Below are 16,828 nucleotides of genomic sequence, written 5' to 3'. Positions count from 1 at the left end.
GGCCGCGGCGGGCGCGGCCAGGGACGCAGCGGCGGAGCGCCGCGTGCGGAAGCCGGTGCACGCCTTGGCGGACGCGCACGCGGCAAGGAAGCAGGCAGCTGGGACGCGCCTGCTGAGAACCGCGGCCGCAAGGAAGCGGCCGGGGGCAAGCGCAGCGCTTATGGCGCAGCTGCGCCTAGAGGCGGGGAATCCGCCGGCAAAAGCGCGGCGAAGCCAAGACCGGGCGGCGGCTACGGCAGCTTCGACCCCCGCAGTAACAGCGCGGCTGCAGGCTCTGCAGCCGGAGCGAAAGCCGCCGGCCAGCGCGGCGGCAGAGGGGCCGCCGGTTCAGGTGGCGGCCCGAGCAGCGGCTACAGCACCAATGTAGCCCGTGGCGCGGAAGCCGGCGGGTTCAGCTACGGCGCCTCCAAAGGTGCCGGCTCCGGCAGCGGCTACAATCCGGGCGGGGCTCAGGCCAGCCCTAAGCATAGAGCCAATGTGGCCCGCAGTAATGAGGCAGGTGCCTGGAGCTCATCTGCACCGGCTCCTAAGGGCGGCGGTTCACGCGGCGGCTCCAAGGGCGGCAAAGGCGGCTTCGGCTCGGGCGGACGCAGCGGCGGAAGCGGCAGCCAGTCCCGTGGCGGCAGCCGCGGCAAGAACGCCGGCGGCTCACGCGGCGGACGCGGCTCATCCAGATAAAGGCACTGGAGTTCATCCTTAAAAACTTGTTACCATAGGACGGCCGGCCTCCTGGCTGGCGTTCTGTGGTAACATTTTTTTTCGTCTTCCTTCAGGCGCGGGAAGTTATTTAAGAATTTGAAACATTTTGGACGCAAAGCTTGTCTATAATGTACATGTACAGCATGAAGCATTCATAACTTACTTGAGAGGAAGCAACAGCATATGTCTAGGACTGTCAAAATCGTTATCTTGTTTATCGCCGTGATTGCCGTGGGCTGGGGGATCGGTAAATACACCTCCCCTTCTCCATCGGCTTCCATAGAAGAAGGCGCGTCCGCAGGGGCGGGAAATGATCTTCAGGCTCCGCCAGACTCGTCGCCCGAGCCCTCGCCCCTCCCTTCGGCAGTAGCCTCGGATGCTCCGGAGGCATCGGATGCGGCCACAGGAAGCGAGCCTACCGCTGCACCTACGGACAAGCCGGACACTTCCGGCAATCAGGCTAGCGCTGAGCCTTCGCCGGCCGCAACCGCTAAGCCTGCAACTGCTAAGCCCACTGACGCGGGCAGCAGCGGTACAGGTGACCCTGCAGCGGAGCAGACTGCAGCTGAACCGGACAGTATGACTGTTATGGTTAACAAACAGTATCAGCTGCCGGACGGGTACAAGCCTGCGGATCTGGTGTATCCGGATGTGCCGTTTATTTTCTCGGAAAAGATTGAGAAGCGGATGATGCGCAAGACTGCAGCCGGGGCTCTGGAGCGGATGTTCGCAGGCGCGAAGAAGGACGGTGTCTATTTGGCGGGTGTGTCCGCCTACCGTTCTGAGAAGACGCAGACCACGCTGTTTAACAACTATGTAGCCAGAGACGGCGAAGAGAAGGCCCGCACGTACAGTGCAGTACCCGGCCACAGTGAGCATCAGACTGGCCTCGCGATTGACGTATCGGGCAGTGACGGCAAATGCGCCGCTGAGAGCTGCTTCGGGGGAACGAAGGAAGCCGACTGGCTGGCGGCCCACGCTGCCGAATACGGTTTATTATCCGCTATCCGGAAGGCAAGCAGGGGATTACCGGTTATATGTACGAGCCTTGGCACATCCGTTATGTAGGTCAGGATATTGCTAAAGAGATCGCTGCAAAAGGCATTACCCTGGAAGAATACTACGATGCCGTTCCGGTATCGAAATAAGAAGCAGGCGGTTCCGGATCACGGGCCGCCTGTTTTTTGTGTACGGCTGTGGCGGAAGCGGGTTAACGGGGGTCTGCAGGTGGTTCACCCCGGATACGGCTGGTTAAGTAGTGGGAAACCCTATTCTTGGAGAGCGGGAGGCGGTAATATGTCCGAACATAATCATGTGGTCAGCAAGGACGGAAATGTCAGTATTAACCGGGTGAATGATGCCCTGGAGCGGATTGAACCGCAACAGAAAGAGCGGATCTTGAATAACTTTGAGGACTTTAAAGGTTATTTGAGTAAGCGTATTCAACTGGCGCAAAAAATCGGACTGGACGAAGAACAGCTCGCTGTGGCAGCCGAAAAAATCGCTGATTATCTGGCCGCCCACGAAGAGCCGCGCAATAGTGAGGAGAAGCTCCTGCTGGAGCTGTGGAAGGTCGGCAGCAAAGAAGAAAGACACCGGCTGGCGCATATGCTCGTGAAGCTGGCACAGCAGTGAAGCATGGCCTGATTTTGTATTCATGTGCCTGCTTACGGTATGATATGGTGGACACATGAGGCCATGGAAAGGATGAAGAGCGAATGTCGATCTACAGTTTTGCCGGAGTGACCCCCTCGGGTAAGGAAGTGCCGCTTAAGGATTATGAAGGTAAAGTGCTGCTGATAGCCAACACAGCCAGCAAATGCGGACTTACACCGCAGTATGGTGATCTTCAGAAGCTTTACGAACAGTATGGAGATCAAGGACTTGTCGTTCTGGGCTTTCCCTGCAATCAATTCGCCGGCCAGGAGCCGGGCACGAGCGAGGAAGCCGAAGAATTCTGCCAGATCAACTATGGTGTTAAATTCCCTATCTTCGCCAAAATTGATGTAAACGGACCGGAAGCCAGCCCGCTGTTTCAATATTTGAAGGGTCAGCAGCCGGGTGAGGGTGAAAGCAGTGACATCCAGTGGAATTTCACCAAGTTTCTTGTAGACCGCAGCGGAAATGTGACCGCACGGGTGGAGCCGAAGGAGTCGCCGGAAACGATGAAGGGGCTTATTGAAGCTTTGCTGTAGCCTGCTGCTTATCCTGTTCATTCCCGAAGAAACGGATACCGTCCATATAAGGGCGGCTATGCCGTTTCTTTTTGTTTGGGGATCTGAAAGCTACACTAATGATACACAGTGAAAATAGTCCTTGAAACTTTTCAGGGACACTGTATTCTTTGAAAGAGGAACATTACCGCTCACGATGACGTTTGGGTATAAACAGGGAAGCTGAACAGGATAATAACGGCAGGAGGGTTTTTAAAACGTTATGAGGTTAATTACAGAGGTGGCATCGGCAGCAGGGATCAATGAGGAGCATTTGGAGCTTTACGGTAAATATAAAAGCAAGCTCGCCCCGTCCTTATGGGAGGAACTCAAGCATAAGCCGGATGGCAAGCTGGTACTGGTTACCGCAGTTAATCCTACCCCTGCAGGGGAAGGCAAGACGTTAACTACCATCGGGCTGGCCCAGGCGATGAATGCGGCAGGAGTTAAGACGGTAGCCGCGCTCCGCGAGCCTTCGCTCGGGCCATGCCTGGGGATGAAGGGTGGAGCTACCGGCGGCGGCAAGTCGCAGATTGTTCCGGCTGATGAGATCAATCTTCACTTTACAGGCGATATCCATGCGGTTACATCTGCGCATAATCTGCTGTCGGCGATGATTGATAACCATATTTTCCAGGGTAACCTTCTAGAGCTTGATCCGCAGCGCATCGTCTGGAAACGTGTCCTGGACATGAATGACCGGAGCCTGCGCAGCATTGTGACCGGGCTGGGAGACGGCAACGGTACGGTACGCGAGAGCGGATTCCAGATTACAACAGCTTCTGAGATCATGGCCGTACTCTGTCTGTGCGACGATCTTGCCGACCTGAAGCAGCGGCTGAGCCGGATGCTGGTCGGCTATGATATGCAGGGCCAGCCGGTAACGGCCAAGGATATCGGCGCGGTGGAGGCCATGACTGCGCTGCTGAAAGAAGCGGTGAAGCCTAATCTGGTGCAGACGCTGGAAGGAACGCCGGTGATTGTCCACGGCGGGCCTTTCGCCAACATCGCCCATGGTTGCAGCAGCGTCATCGGTACCCGCTATGCGCTCAAGCTGGGTGAGGTGGTCGTGACGGAAGCCGGCTTTGGAGCCGATCTGGGTGCAGAGAAATTCATGGATATCAAATGCCGCCAGGCGGGCCTTGCCCCTTCGGCAGCAGTACTCGTTGTTACGGTGAAATCGCTGAAGTACAACGGCGGTGTGCGCAAGGAAGAGCTGTATGCCGGCAACCGGGCTGCGCTGCTCTCGGGACTTGCGAACATGGAGCGCCATATTGAGAATCTTGGTAAATTCGGTGTGCCGGTACTGGTGGCGCTGAATCATTTTGAGGGCGATGCACCGGATGAAGTGAATGATGTGCTGGAAGCCTGCCGCCGCCTGGGTGTACCTGTTGCTGTCTCTAAAGTATGGGCAGAAGGCAGTGCGGGCGGGCAAGAGCTGGCAGCGGAACTGAAAAAGCTGCTGGGCAGTGATCAGGCCGTAAAGTTCGCTCCGCTGTATGAGGATCACCTGGATATTCCGTCCAAGATCAACAAAATCGTCACCGAAATCTATCACGGCTCAGGGGTAGCCTTCTCACCGGCGGCGAAGCGCAGTCTGGCTGTCATTGAGAAGCTTGGCCTGCAGCAGCTTCAGGTATGTATGGCCAAAACCCCGTATTCCTTCTCTGACCAGCCGAGACTGCTGGGCGCCCCTGAGGGCTTCACAATGGGTATCCGGGATATTACATTGTCGCTTGGTGCCGGCTTTGCTGTTGTGATTACGGGCAATATCGTCACCATGCCGGGACTTCCGGCCAAGCCGGCGGCTGAAGGGCTGCGGGTGGACGAAGACGGTGTACTTCACGGTCTGGAATAGTCTTAATATTATAGAGTGCATCTCCTGTAAACTCCCAGTGCCAAGCGAAATCTGCTTGGCACTGTTTTTATTCACAGCTGATTTCCCCTCCGCTTCCTCCTGCTCCCTGCTGTAAATGGACATAAACTGCACCCATCCGGAGAAACTAAGGCAATCGGAGCAGGGCACAGGCTGCAGCTAACGCGGCATCAGACGAACCCATTTGTGAACAATGTGAGAAAAATCACAATTATACTTGTAATGTGAGAAAAATCACAATATAATCAGTAAATAAAGTGAAATTAATCACAAATAAAAACAAATAAATATGCTTGCCAATTTGGAGGAGGAAGAAATCATGAAAGTAGCAGTCATTGGATGTACCCATGCCGGAACCGCCGCAATTGTTAATACCGCACAGCTTTACCCGGACGCCGAAATTACGGTTTACGAACGCAATGATAATATTTCCTTCTTGTCGTGCGGCATTGCTCTATATGTGGGTGGAGTTATTAAAGATCCGCAAGGCTTGTTCTATTCGTCACCGGAAAAGCTTGCTGAACTCGGTGTGACAACTAAAATGCGCCATGAGGTCATCAAGGTAGACACAGCCGGCAAAACACTGCGCGCCCGCAACTTGGCGACCGGTGAGGAATTCAATGATTCCTATGACAAGCTGATCATGACGACGGGTTCATGGCCGATTGTTCCGAAGCTGGACGGCATGGAGCTGGACGGCATTCTGCTCTCGAAGAACTATAACCATTCCAATACCATTATTGAAAGAGCACAGCAGGTCAACAGAATTACGGTTGTTGGTGCCGGATATATCGGTGTAGAGCTGGTAGAAGCTTTCCAGATGAACGGCAAGCAGGTGACGCTGATTGATGGCGAGGACCGCATCCTGAGTAAATATCTCGATGAGGAATTCACCACTCCGATCCAGAAGTCGCTTGAGGATCACGGTATTAAGCTGGCTCTCGGCGAAAAGGTCAGCTCGTTTACCGGAGAGAACGGTAAAGTAACCAAAGTGATTACAAGCAAAGGCGAGCATGAGACGGACCTGGTTATCCTCTGCATCGGTTTCCGTCCGAATACAGAGCTGCTTAAGGGACAGGTTGATATGCTACCTAATGGCGCCATCATGGTCAATGACTATATGCAGACCAGTGTGCCGGATGTCTTCGCTGCCGGTGACAGCTGTGCGATCCATTACAACCCGACCGGACAGCATGCCTATATCCCGCTGGCAACGAATGCCGTCCGTATGGGAACACTGGTCGCCCGTAATCTGGTGGAGAACACCATTCCTTACATGGGAACACAGGGAACTTCGGGAATCAAAATCTATGAAGATAACATCGCCGGCACCGGTCTGACTGAGGATGCAGCTAAGGCTGAAGGTATGGATGTAGAAAGTGTAATGATTACGGACAACTACCGTCCGGAATTTATGCCTACCTTTGAACAGGTGCAGTTGAAAGTGGTCTATGCCCGCGGTACCCGCCGGATTCTCGGTGCACAGATTATGTCCAAGATGGATCTGACCCAATCGATCAATACCGTGTCGGTTTGCATTCAGAACCGCATGACTGTGGACCAGCTGGCCTTCATTGATTTCTTCTTCCAGCCGCATTACAACAAGCCTTGGAACTTCCTCAATACAGCCGGCCTTCAGGCGCTGCCAAAAACTATCGAACGTAAAGAAACCGTAACTGTATAATAAAAAGCTGAAAACCGGAGCCCGCAGCTCCGGTTTTTTTGTGCTGTCTGCACGGACTCTGAAAAATTGCCCCCGTGTGTTTTTTATCCTATGCACCTTCTCCTTCCTAAGGTAAATTTGACATGTCAGTGAAAACTTTCACGATGTCTTTCTTGTGGTGACATTTATCACGTAAATGTGATTGGGATCACGCTACAATGGCATAAAGGAACAAATTTTAAGTAAATAGAAGGGGATAGGAATCATGGCTTATAACAAACCGCAGCAGATCGCCGAGGTCACGGTAGAGAACGGGATCAAGAAAGCCCACAACCCGCTTGCCGCTGTACTCATTCTCGGTTTTCTGGGAGGAGCGTTTATTGCGCTCGGATTTTTACTGGATATTCGCGTCATTGCCGGCGCGCCGAAGGAATGGGGCTCCATCGCTAACTTTATCGGGGCTTCCGTCTTTCCGGTAGGGCTTATTCTGGTGCTGCTGGCCGGAGGAGAGCTTCTGACAGGCAATATGATGGCGGTACCGCTGGCGTTCATGGCGAAGAAGATTTCGTTCTGGGAAGTGATCAAGAACCTCGTGCTGATTACGCTCAGCAATCTGGCAGGTGCATTGTTCGTTGCTTATTTCTTCGGTCACGTGGTCGGTCTTACTGCAGATGGAGTATATCTGGATAAACTGGTCGATATGGCCGAACATAAGATTGATGTAACCTTCCTGCAGGCTTTTGTCTCGGGGATTGGCTGTAACTGGCTGGTGGCACTGGCAGTATGGCTCTCCTACGGAGCGGATAATTTTAGCGGCAAAATTCTCGGGATCTGGTTCCCGACGATGGCCTTCGTAGCCATTGGCTTCCAGCACGTTGTAGCTAACATGTTCCTGATCCCTGCTGCTATATTCGAAGGACATTTCACCTGGGCCCAGTATTTCGGCAACTTTGTTCCGGTCTGGCTCGGCAATCTTACCGGGGGAGCCATTTTTGTAGGGGCAGCCTATTATATGGCTTATCTGCGCAAAACGCCTGCAGCTGTTCAAGCCGTAGAAGGCGTAGCCGCTTCCGGCGTGAAGAAACACGCTTAAGTTGCAAGCTCAGCCATCCTGAATTGAACTTATAAGATACGCTTACTGTCATAGACATTCCTTGTGCTTGTTTATCTCCAGTCCGCTTATGCGGAGTTTGGGGAGGAACGCTCAGGGAATGTCTTTTTTATATGGGGAAATATCTAATACGGACAACACAAAATTCGCCGTGCATATCCGACTCGGGGGAACGAAATCGGGCTCACGGCGAATAAATAGGGAGTGTTTCATATGCTCTATTACCCGGGGATTCTTAGAACGAAACAGGGCGTTTACAGCTATTTTCTTTACGCCCGGAAGAGCTGGGCTTACAATGAAAAGATAAGCTATATTATGAACTCAAGAGATCATCATACCCAATATAAAAGGGAGGGCTATTGCCTTGAAGCATAGCAAAGACGGCATATTTCCGGCGGTATGTCCACTGGATTGCCCAGACACCTGCGGACTGCTGGTGCATAAACAGGATGGGAAAATTGTAAAAGTAGAAGGTAATCCCGAGCATCCGGTGACCCGGGGAGCCATCTGCAATAAGGTGCGGAACATGGCGGAGCGCGTACACCATCCCGAGCGTCTGATGCATCCCCTCCGCCGCACCGGCCCGAAGGGCAGCGGAGCCTTCGAGCGGATCAGCTGGGATGAAGCAATTACGGAAATTGCCGGACGCTTCAAGCAGCTGTCACAGGAATACGGGCCGGAGAGCATCCTCCCGTACTATTTCTACGGCAATATGGGCGTGCTCAGCGTGGGCGGTATGGACCGGCGCTTCTTTAACAGGCTGGGCGCAAGCCGGCTGGATGCCAAAATCTGCAGCGCGGCCGGTACAGCCGGCTGGGTGTACACCATGGGAATGGACGGGGGAGCCAGCCCGGAGGACACGGTAAATGCCGATCTGATTATCGTCTGGGGCGGCAATATTGTGAGCACCAACATGCATCAGGTCGTATTCGCGGAGCAGGCGCGTAAGCGCGGGGCGAAGGTAGTAGTCATTGATGTGCACCGCAACCGGACAGCCCAGTGGGGGGACTGGTTCCTTCCGCTCTACCCCGGTACAGATACCGCACTCGCGCTGGGACTGATGCACATTCTGTTCCGGGACGGGCTGACGGACGATAGCTTTCTCGAAAAGTACACAGTAGGACATAAGGAACTGCGTGAGCAGGCGCTGGGCTACCCGCCGGAGCTGGTATCGCAGATTACAGGCGTGGCTGTGCAGGATATCGAACAGCTTGCCAAGCTGTATGGCGAAGCGAAGGTTCCGTATATCCATATCGGCAACGGTCTGCAGCATCACGACAATGGCGGGATGAATGTCCGCAGCATCGCCTGTCTGCCGGCGCTGGTCGGCGCGTGGCTGAAGCCGGGCGGCGGGGCGATCAAGTCCAACGGCGCCTATTCCTCGACCAACGCCCGGGCGCTGGCCCGTCCCGATTTGCGGAGCAATCCGCGGGCGCGCAGCATTAATATGAACCGGATCGGCGAGGCCCTGGAGCTGAAAGAACAGCCGATTATGAGCCTGTTCGTCTATTGCAGCAATCCGCTTGTGGTTGCCCCTAATGCTGATAAGGTAAAGGCAGGCTTTGCCCGTGAGGACCTGTTCACGGTTGTGCATGATCTGTTTATGACCGACACGGCGCTGTATGCCGATATCGTGCTGCCGGCCACCTCGACCTTTGAGAATACGGATTTATTCGGCTCTTACTGGCATCATTATATGCAGCTTCAGGAGCCGATACTGGAGAAGCAGGGGGAGTGCAAAAGCAATGTGGAGCTTTTCTCACTGCTGGGACAGGCTATGGGCTTTGACCCGGAAATCTTCGGCCAGTCCGAGCTTGAGATGATCCGTGAGACGCTTGACCATCCCCGCAATCCGTATATGAACGGGGTTACGCTGGAACGGCTAATGGCGGAGCGGTTCGTCAAGCTGGACATGACGCCCAAAGAGCATTATCTGGAGAACCTGCCCACCCCTTCGGGCAAAATTGAACTTTATTCCCAAGCAATGGAGCAGGCAGGCTTGCCTCCGCTGCCTCAGTATACCCCGCTGAAGGAAGGGTATGACGGGATGCGGCGTCCGGAGCAGGGAGCAGCGTATCCGCTGATGTTCATCTCCCCGCCGAACCATAATTTCCTGAATTCGACGTTCGGCAATGTAGACAAGCATAAGAAGATGGAGAAAAAACCGGCACTGCAGATTCATCCGGAGGATGCGGCGGCACGGGATATTGCAGACGGTGATGATATTACCGTGTATAACGGCAGAGGTATCGTAGAACTCACGGCTATGGTTACTGAGAAAATGCTGCCAGGTACAGTGATCAGCCAGGGGCTGTGGTGGGAAGGCCAGGGAACAAGGCAGCGGGTGAATGTGCTTACGCCGGACCGGCTGAGCGACATGGACGGCGGGGCGACTTTTTTCTCGGCCACCGTTGAAGTCAAGAAGCGGGAGCAGGCCTTTGTTTCACCCGGTTCTATGCAACTTTAGATTAAGAAACATCAAACGTTCTGTGTTCGAGTGACGCGTCATAACGTCAATGCATAAGCTTGCCCTTCACCCTGTTTTGGGCGGATACTGGATGGAATTAAGACATATATGTAACAGGGGATGAAAGACAAGTCATGAAGTTTCTGCAAGACTATCCGAAGGAAGTCAAAGTATTTTTGATCGCAAGTCTCGTCAATGCGACCGGCAGTGCACTCATGTGGCCGCTTGTAACGATGTATGTATTCGATGAGCTGGGGCGCAGCATGAAGGATGCTGCACTCGTTATTGTTATTCAATCGCTTGGGGGAATCGCCGGACAATTGCTGGGCGGCTCGCTCTATCATAAGGTAGGTGTGAAACAGCTGATTGTCGGCGGTCTGGCCATGAATGCCCTCGCTTTGTTCGCCCTGCCTGCGGCAAGCGGAAACTGGCATATGTTCATGGTGGTTATGGGTCTCGTGGGTCTGTTTAACTCCATGTCGCAGCCTGCGATTCAGGCCTTTGTCGGCTTCCGCTTTGCAGAGCGGCGCGGGGAGCTTTTCAATGTAATCTATGTTGCGAATAATATCGGGGTGGCGCTGGGCACCGGGCTCAGCGGGGTGCTGGCTGATCTTTCCTATAAGCTGAGCTTTGTGATGAACGGGCTAACCTCGGCTATATTCGCTGTGTTTTTCCTGGTTTATCTGCGGAAAATCGGCAATGCTCCGGCTCATAATGAACTGCAGCAGAGGTCCCGCCACCGGGACCAGTCAGGCTGGAAGCTGATGGGGAATACCCGGATCTATTTGTATATGGCGCTTGGCTCCATGTTCCTCCTGCTTGGCAACTCGGTCTGGAATACAGGCGTATCGCCGTTTATTATTTCGGAGGGCTGGTCCAAAAGCCTTTACAGCTTTCTATGGACGCTCAACGGTATCCTGATCTTTGCCGCCCAGCCGCTGGTCAGCCTCATCAAACGCTGGTTTGCCGGAACTTCAACCGCCCAGATGACGGCAAGTGCCGTGTTCTATTTGAGCGGATACGCAGTTATTCTATTAATGCCGAGCTATCCCGGCATGGTGCTGGCAACGCTGGGCGAGATGCTGATTTCACCGGCAACCCCGGCTTTTATCTCGGATTATGCCGGCCGGAATGCCCCATTCTATTTGGGGCTCAGCGGGGGCATCGGTGCAGCCGGCAGAGTCATCGGGCCGTATCTAATGGGCAGCCTGTATGATACCGGCGGGCTTGCGCCCACCGCCTGGCTCGCCTGCGGAATGGCAGTATTGGCGGTAGGCTTCTTTATCGTCCATGCATATGTCAACCGTTCAGCCCGTACACTGGAACAAAATACGGTATAATGGATGCAAATGGAATGAACTTGCGGGATAAGAACCTAGAGATTTTTTAAAGGTAAGGCAAGGGGTGGAAGAGCTATGCAACAAGTCAATGGAGGCCAGCTTACGATCCGGCCCTCCGAAATCAAGGATGCCCGGGAGCTGATCGTGTTGGACAACATGATCTGGACGGAGGATACGACGCCGGGCCCTTTGATGTGGCGTTCGCGTGAGGATTATCTGCTGCATGCGCCTCCAGGCTCCCAGCTGGTCGCCCTGCAGGAAGGGGTGCTTTGCGGATATGTCGGCTTTGGCTGTCCGAGCGGCATGGAGAGCAACCGGCATGTGTGTGAGGTGAATATCGCCGTGCATCGGCGGTTTCAGCGGCAGGGCATTGGCGGCATGCTGATCGAAGCTATCAAACGTCATGCGGCAGCGCACGGAATCCGCAAGCTTCGTCTGCGGGTGCTGTCGAGTAATGAGCCGGCCTTAGCCTTTTACCGCAAATGCGGGTTTCACGAGGAGGGCCGGCTGAAGGATGAGTTCTATCTCAGCGGACATTATGTGGATGAAGTCTTTATGTGCTGTATGCTGACAGGAGGGAATGAAGATGGAAGTCATTTCGCTTAATGTGGGTAAGCCGGTAAAGGTGGACTACCGCGGTAAGCCGCTGGAGACAGGGATTTACAAGCTGCCTGCGATGGGGCCGGTTCGTCTGCATACCGGGGGTTTCGACGGGGATGGACAGGCTGATCTGGTCAACCACGGCGGTCCGGACAAGGCGGTTTGTGTGTATCCGGTTGAGCATTATGCTTACTGGGAGGAGCAGCTTGGCAAGAAGCTGGAGAATTCAGCCTTTGGCGAGAATCTTACAGTCCGCGGACTGCTGGAGACTGAGGTCTGCATCGGGGATGTATACGAGATTGGCTCCTGCCTGCTGCAGGTCAGCCAGCCCCGGTTCCCATGCTTCAAGCTTTCTCAGAAGCATGGTCCTGCCGATATGCCGGCCAAGGTGCTGGCTACGGGGTACAGCGGCTTCTATTTCCGGGTACTGCGTGAAGGCATGATTGCTGCGGGTGACGCGATCGTTAAGCGGGAGTCCGGTGCAGGCAGCTTTCCGGTCAGACGGGTACTGTACCTGATGGAGCACGGGCGTACGGACCGATCCGACTTGCCCGAACTCTCGGAGCTGGAAACCCTGTCTTTGGTAACCCGGGAAAAGTTTCGGCGATGGCTGAGTGCAGAAGAGGGTTAGGACAGAGGCAGCTGATTCCTAAGGTCTGTCAGGAAGTCAAAATGCCTGGAGTGACAAAGCCTCCAGGCATTTTTTTGTGCGCTGCTCAGCCGAGCAGCTTCCACTCGCTGCGCAGCAGGCCGTATACGGCGTGGTTCACATAGCCGCCCGGCAGCTTTTCAGCCTGGCGCAGGACACCTTCGAACACAAAGCCGAGCCGCTCGGGGATCGCCCGGCTGGATTTATTGCCGGTCGCACAGCGGATTTCGATACGGTTCAGCTCCATTTCCAGCAGGGCGTAATCAATGAAGACCCGGCAGGCGCTGGTCATATAGCCATAGTCCTCGTAGCCTTCCCCCAGCCAGTAGCCAATGCCGACCGAACGGCTCTGCCAGTCGATCTGATGATAGCCGATAATGCCGGCCAGCTCATCCCGGACCCATAGTCCGGCGGTGAAGCCGCCATTTTCGCTGCCTTGCTTGACGGCATTTTGAATAAATGATGCGATATGGGATTGTTCGGTTACTCCGTCGACCCATGGCAGCCATTGCCGCAGCCGCAGCCGCGAGCGTTCGACCAGGGCGAACATCTGGCGGGCATGCTCCGGCATCAGCAGCTTCAGCACAAGCTCATCATCTATCACATAATTAAACATGCGGCTGCCTCCTTGTACGGCACAAGGCCGGTATGGTGCTTAACGCTTTTTCCATTCGAGGGCGTAAATGTCCTCCTCCAGTGACTGCATCCGCTGTATTGCCAGGGTGCGGCAGTCGCTGAGCGCGCCGTTATAGATTGCCGGTCCCAGCTCCTTCAGGAAGAATTCCAGCAGGTTATCCGCAGCTAGATGGCCGATCGTCTCTCCGCGTTCGGCTTCGAAGTAGGCACAGATATTCTCTGTAATCAGGTCGCGCTGCTCTTTAGGCAGCTTAATTGGCTTCATTGTTATAAGTCCCCCTTTTGCTTTATGATTTCCATGCTACTCTATCGCCTTGAGGGAAGTCAAAGGGCTATCCGGGATGGCTTAATTCCCCATTTCATTGATCATTCTACGGTTAACGGGTATATTAATAGGAAACATGTTCATACAAGGAAGAAGTAATATTACAGAACGAGAGGTTGATAGCTGTGGAGAACCGTGGAACACCCTCCAATTTCATCAAGAATGTCATTACCGAAGATTTGAGCTCAGGTAAAGTAAAGGAAGTGGTCACCCGCTTTCCGCCGGAGCCGAACGGTTATTTACATATCGGACATGCCAAGGCGATCTGGATTAACTTTACACTGGCTGATGAATTCGGCGGCAAGACCAATTTGCGCTTCGACGACACGAACCCGCTGAAAGAGGATACGGAATATGTAAATTCTATTCAGGAGGACGTGAAGTGGCTCGGTTACGAATGGGATGAGCTGCGGTTTGCTTCTGATTATTTCGGGGAAATGTACGAACGGGCCGAACTGCTGATCCAGAAGGGCAAAGCCTATGTGGATGACCTCTCAGCCGATCAAATCCGTGAGCTTCGCGGCACATTAACTGAGCCCGGCAAGAACAGCCCTTACCGCGAGCGCAGCGCCGAAGAGAGCCTGGATCTGTTCCGGCGCATGCGTGCAGGTGAGTTCAAGGACGGCGAGAAGGTGCTGCGCGCCAAGATTGATATGGCTTCGCCTAATATCAATCTGCGTGATCCGGTGATTTACCGGATTTCGCACTCCCACCACCATAATACAGGCGATGCCTGGTGCATCTATCCGATGTATACCTTCGCACATCCGCTGGAGGATGCCATTGAAAGTGTGACCCACTCCCTGTGCTCCCTGGAGTTCGAGGATCAGCGCCCGTTCTATGACTGGGTTATTGCTGAATGCGAGATGCCGGCTGTGCCGCATCAATACGAATTCGGCCGCCTGAACCTCGCCCAGACGGTAACAAGCAAACGCAAGCTGAAGCTGCTCGTGGATGAAGGCCATGTGGACGGCTGGGATGATCCCCGCATGCCGACCATTTCCGGATTGCGCCGCCGGGGATATACTCCGGAAGCCATCCGCAGCTTCGTGCATGAGACCGGTATTTCCAAAAGCCAGGGCCTTGTGGATCTGCAGATGCTGGAGCATTTCATCCGTGAGGATCTGAAGCTGACCGTGCCCCGGACGATGGCTGTGCTGCGGCCGCTGAAGGTGGTTATCACGAATTATCCGGAAGGCCAGACGGAATATTTTGAGATTGAGAATAATGTGGAGAATCCCGAAATGGGCAACCGCCAGATTCCATTCTCCCGGGAAATCTATATTGAGCGTGATGATTTCATGGAGATTCCGCCGAACAAATATTTCCGCCTGTTCCCGGGCAACGAAGTGCGCCTGAAGAATGCTTATTTCATCAAGTGCAACGAGTTCATTAAAGATGAGAACGGTGAAGTTGTGGAGCTGCACTGCACGTATGATCCGGAGACGCGGAGCGGCAGCGGATTTACCGGCCGTAAAGTCAAGGGTACCCTGCACTGGGTAGATGCCAGCCAAGCCGTTCCGGCGGAATTCCGACTCTACGAGCCGCTGATTTCTGCTGAAGAAGCCGATGCGGAGGCCGACGTTGAAGGTCTTGAGCCATCCGCCGACAAGCCGGAGCCAAGCTTCCTGGATCAGCTCAACCCGAAATCCATCGAGATCCTGCAGGGCTTCGTGGAACCTGGGCTGAAGGACAGCGTACCACAGGACAAGTTCCAATTCTTCCGCCACGGTTACTTCAACGTGGACAGTAAATATTCGGCCCCTGGACATCCCGTGTTCAATCTGGTCGTTTCGCTAAAAAGCTCGTTCCAGCCCGCTAAATAAGTCTGAATAACTTAGAGGCTTTCTCTCCATTTATAAATGGCGGAGACAGCCTCTTTGTTTGATCTCAGCATGTGTTCTGGCCTCGAACTGCGGTGGAAGCGGCGGTATAGGTGCCTCTCATAACGCCGACTAGCCCACTATCCGCAAAATCGGAGGTATTAGTACCTCTCATACTGCTGAGTAGCCCACTATTCTGCGGGATCAGAGGTATAAGTGCGTCTGATTCGGCGAGCTGGCCCACTATCCACGAAATCAGAGGTATAAGTGCCTCTCATACTGCCGAGTAGCTCAGTTTCCACGAAATCGGAGGTATTAGTACCTCTCATACTGCTGAGTAACCCACTATCCGCAAAATCAGAGGTATAAGTGCCTCTCATACCGCCGCCTAGCCCAATTTCCACGAAATCGGAGGTATTAGTACCTCTCATACTGCTGAGTAACCCAGTCTCCACGAAATGAGAGGTATAAGTGCCTCTCATACTGCTGAGTAGCCCACTATTCCGCGAAATCAGAGGTATTAGTAGCTCTGATCCGCGGAATATCTACAAATTACCATATCTCATTATCCAATAATGAGTGAATATACTCATACCGGCAGATCCTATTACTGCCTTCGGCCGGTACGGGTCTGAATTTCCCCTTTTCACACAGCTGCTTCATGAATTTTCTTATTGTACGCGGATTGACTCCAAGCTCCTTCACCAGATCAACAGGGCGAATCAACCCGTTAGAGCGTGCCGCCATGCGCAGAATATCCCTTTCCAGCCTTGTATACTGACTCCTCTCACCATCCGCATTCTTCAGCAAATATGGAATTAACAAAGACTTAAACAGGGATATTGTCAGCTCCGGTGTGGATTCCAGATCATCGTACGGAACCGAGACAACACGATATCCGGCGATTTGCAGATACGTTTCCCGATTTAACTCCTGCCGGTACCGGGTCCGGTCCGTATGCTGCACATGGGGCCCATAGCCTTTTATCTCGACGGCAAACTTCACTTGACCCGGTTTCCACACCAAATCAACAAAATATGGCCGCCCCCGCCAATCCGCAACCTCATATTCAGGGTGCAGATCGTCCAAATGACCGAAAATGGGCCACCATACCCGCTCCACAAACATTCTTTCTCCATGACCATGCCCGCGCTCCAGCCGGTCCAGGCGTTCTCCGGTTCTCATTTTCTTGTGATATGCGAGCCACTTTTGATGTTCTTCTGCAAACCCCATCCTCATTAGCCTCCTCTATACAAATACAAATATAATAATAAAAAGTCCCGCACCCCAATGAAGCATGGAGTACGGGACGTTCTTCGTCCGTTTTTTTTGATTATAGGCCTCAGCGTTTACCGGGTCAATGACATCCGGCCAGCTATGATGTGCTGTGTTTTGTTTTGTTTCATTCTGTCCAGCTCGGCACAAT

The 16,828-nt window shown here is 53.7% G+C and carries 13 protein-coding genes and 2 pseudogenes; 12 read left to right on the top strand and 3 right to left on the bottom strand.

Translation table 11 applies throughout. The features are described 5' to 3' along the window. The 11 genes and pseudogenes from AQR02_RS33135 to AQR02_RS20665 form a co-directional block, all read left to right on the top strand. Positions 1–678, top strand: a pseudogene (locus tag AQR02_RS33135) (hypothetical protein); the annotation flags it as partial. A 204-nt stretch (positions 679–882) separates the two neighbouring features. Beyond that, positions 883–1,847: pseudogene (locus AQR02_RS20710) on the top strand (M15 family metallopeptidase). Positions 1,848–1,995: 148 nt separating this feature from the next. Then, positions 1,996–2,334 (top strand): DUF3243 domain-containing protein, encoded by a 339-nt coding sequence (locus AQR02_RS20705; RefSeq protein WP_054942334.1) that lies wholly within the window; start codon positions 1,996–1,998, stop codon positions 2,332–2,334. A gap of 83 nt (positions 2,335–2,417) precedes the next feature. Then, positions 2,418–2,894 (top strand): glutathione peroxidase, encoded by a 477-nt coding sequence (locus tag AQR02_RS20700; protein ID WP_054942333.1) that lies wholly within the window; start codon positions 2,418–2,420, stop codon positions 2,892–2,894. Between the two features lie 241 nt (positions 2,895–3,135). Beyond that, positions 3,136–4,770 carry a formate--tetrahydrofolate ligase gene (locus AQR02_RS20695; RefSeq protein WP_054942332.1) on the top strand — a complete coding sequence of 545 codons (1,635 nt, stop codon included), beginning with the start codon at positions 3,136–3,138 and terminating at the stop codon, positions 4,768–4,770. A gap of 337 nt (positions 4,771–5,107) precedes the next feature. Then, positions 5,108–6,472: an FAD-dependent oxidoreductase gene (locus AQR02_RS20690; protein WP_054942331.1), complete on the top strand. Its 1,365-nt coding sequence runs from the start codon at positions 5,108–5,110 to the stop codon at positions 6,470–6,472. Positions 6,473–6,716: 244 nt separating this feature from the next. Beyond that, positions 6,717–7,544: a formate/nitrite transporter family protein gene (locus tag AQR02_RS20685; protein WP_054942330.1), complete on the top strand. Its 828-nt coding sequence runs from the start codon at positions 6,717–6,719 to the stop codon at positions 7,542–7,544. A 382-nt stretch (positions 7,545–7,926) separates the two neighbouring features. Beyond that, positions 7,927–10,029, top strand: a complete 2,103-nt coding sequence (locus AQR02_RS20680) for a molybdopterin-containing oxidoreductase family protein (RefSeq protein WP_082451998.1) — start codon at positions 7,927–7,929, stop codon at positions 10,027–10,029. Between the two features lie 134 nt (positions 10,030–10,163). Then, complete coding sequence (locus tag AQR02_RS20675; protein WP_054942328.1) at positions 10,164–11,369, top strand: MFS transporter; 1,206 nt, start codon at positions 10,164–10,166, stop codon at positions 11,367–11,369. Between the two features lie 75 nt (positions 11,370–11,444). Next, on the top strand, positions 11,445–11,975 hold the full coding sequence (locus AQR02_RS20670; protein WP_054942327.1) for a GNAT family N-acetyltransferase: 531 nt from the start codon (positions 11,445–11,447) through the stop codon (positions 11,973–11,975). Next, a complete protein-coding gene (locus AQR02_RS20665; protein WP_082451997.1) occupies positions 11,956–12,600 on the top strand; it encodes an MOSC domain-containing protein in 645 nt (214 codons plus the stop codon). Before AQR02_RS20670 ends, AQR02_RS20665 begins: the two co-directional genes overlap by 20 nt. A gap of 85 nt (positions 12,601–12,685) precedes the next feature. Here the strand turns inward: AQR02_RS20665 and AQR02_RS20660 are convergent, their stop codons facing one another. Then, a complete protein-coding gene (locus tag AQR02_RS20660) occupies positions 12,686–13,234 on the bottom strand; it encodes a GNAT family N-acetyltransferase (protein WP_054942325.1) in 549 nt (182 codons plus the stop codon). A 39-nt stretch (positions 13,235–13,273) separates the two neighbouring features. Then, positions 13,274–13,519, bottom strand: a complete 246-nt coding sequence (locus tag AQR02_RS20655; protein ID WP_054942324.1) for a DUF2164 domain-containing protein — start codon at positions 13,517–13,519, stop codon at positions 13,274–13,276. 185 nt (positions 13,520–13,704) lie between these two features. On the opposite strand from AQR02_RS20655, the gene AQR02_RS20650 reads away from it, so the two are divergent. Then, on the top strand, positions 13,705–15,405 hold the full coding sequence (locus AQR02_RS20650; protein ID WP_054942323.1) for a glutamine--tRNA ligase/YqeY domain fusion protein: 1,701 nt from the start codon (positions 13,705–13,707) through the stop codon (positions 15,403–15,405). Positions 15,406–15,954: 549 nt separating this feature from the next. Here AQR02_RS20650 and AQR02_RS20645 read toward each other — a convergent pair. Then, positions 15,955–16,635 (bottom strand): DeoR/GlpR family DNA-binding transcription regulator, encoded by a 681-nt coding sequence (locus AQR02_RS20645; RefSeq protein WP_054942322.1) that lies wholly within the window; start codon positions 16,633–16,635, stop codon positions 15,955–15,957. Between the last annotated feature and the right edge of the window lie 193 nt (positions 16,636–16,828).

It is taken from the genome of Paenibacillus ihuae (assembly GCF_001368795.1).
Classification (GTDB): Bacteria; Bacillota; Bacilli; order Paenibacillales; family Paenibacillaceae; genus Paenibacillus_AQ; species Paenibacillus_AQ ihuae.
This window is presented reverse-complemented; position numbering and strand designations above follow the sequence as displayed.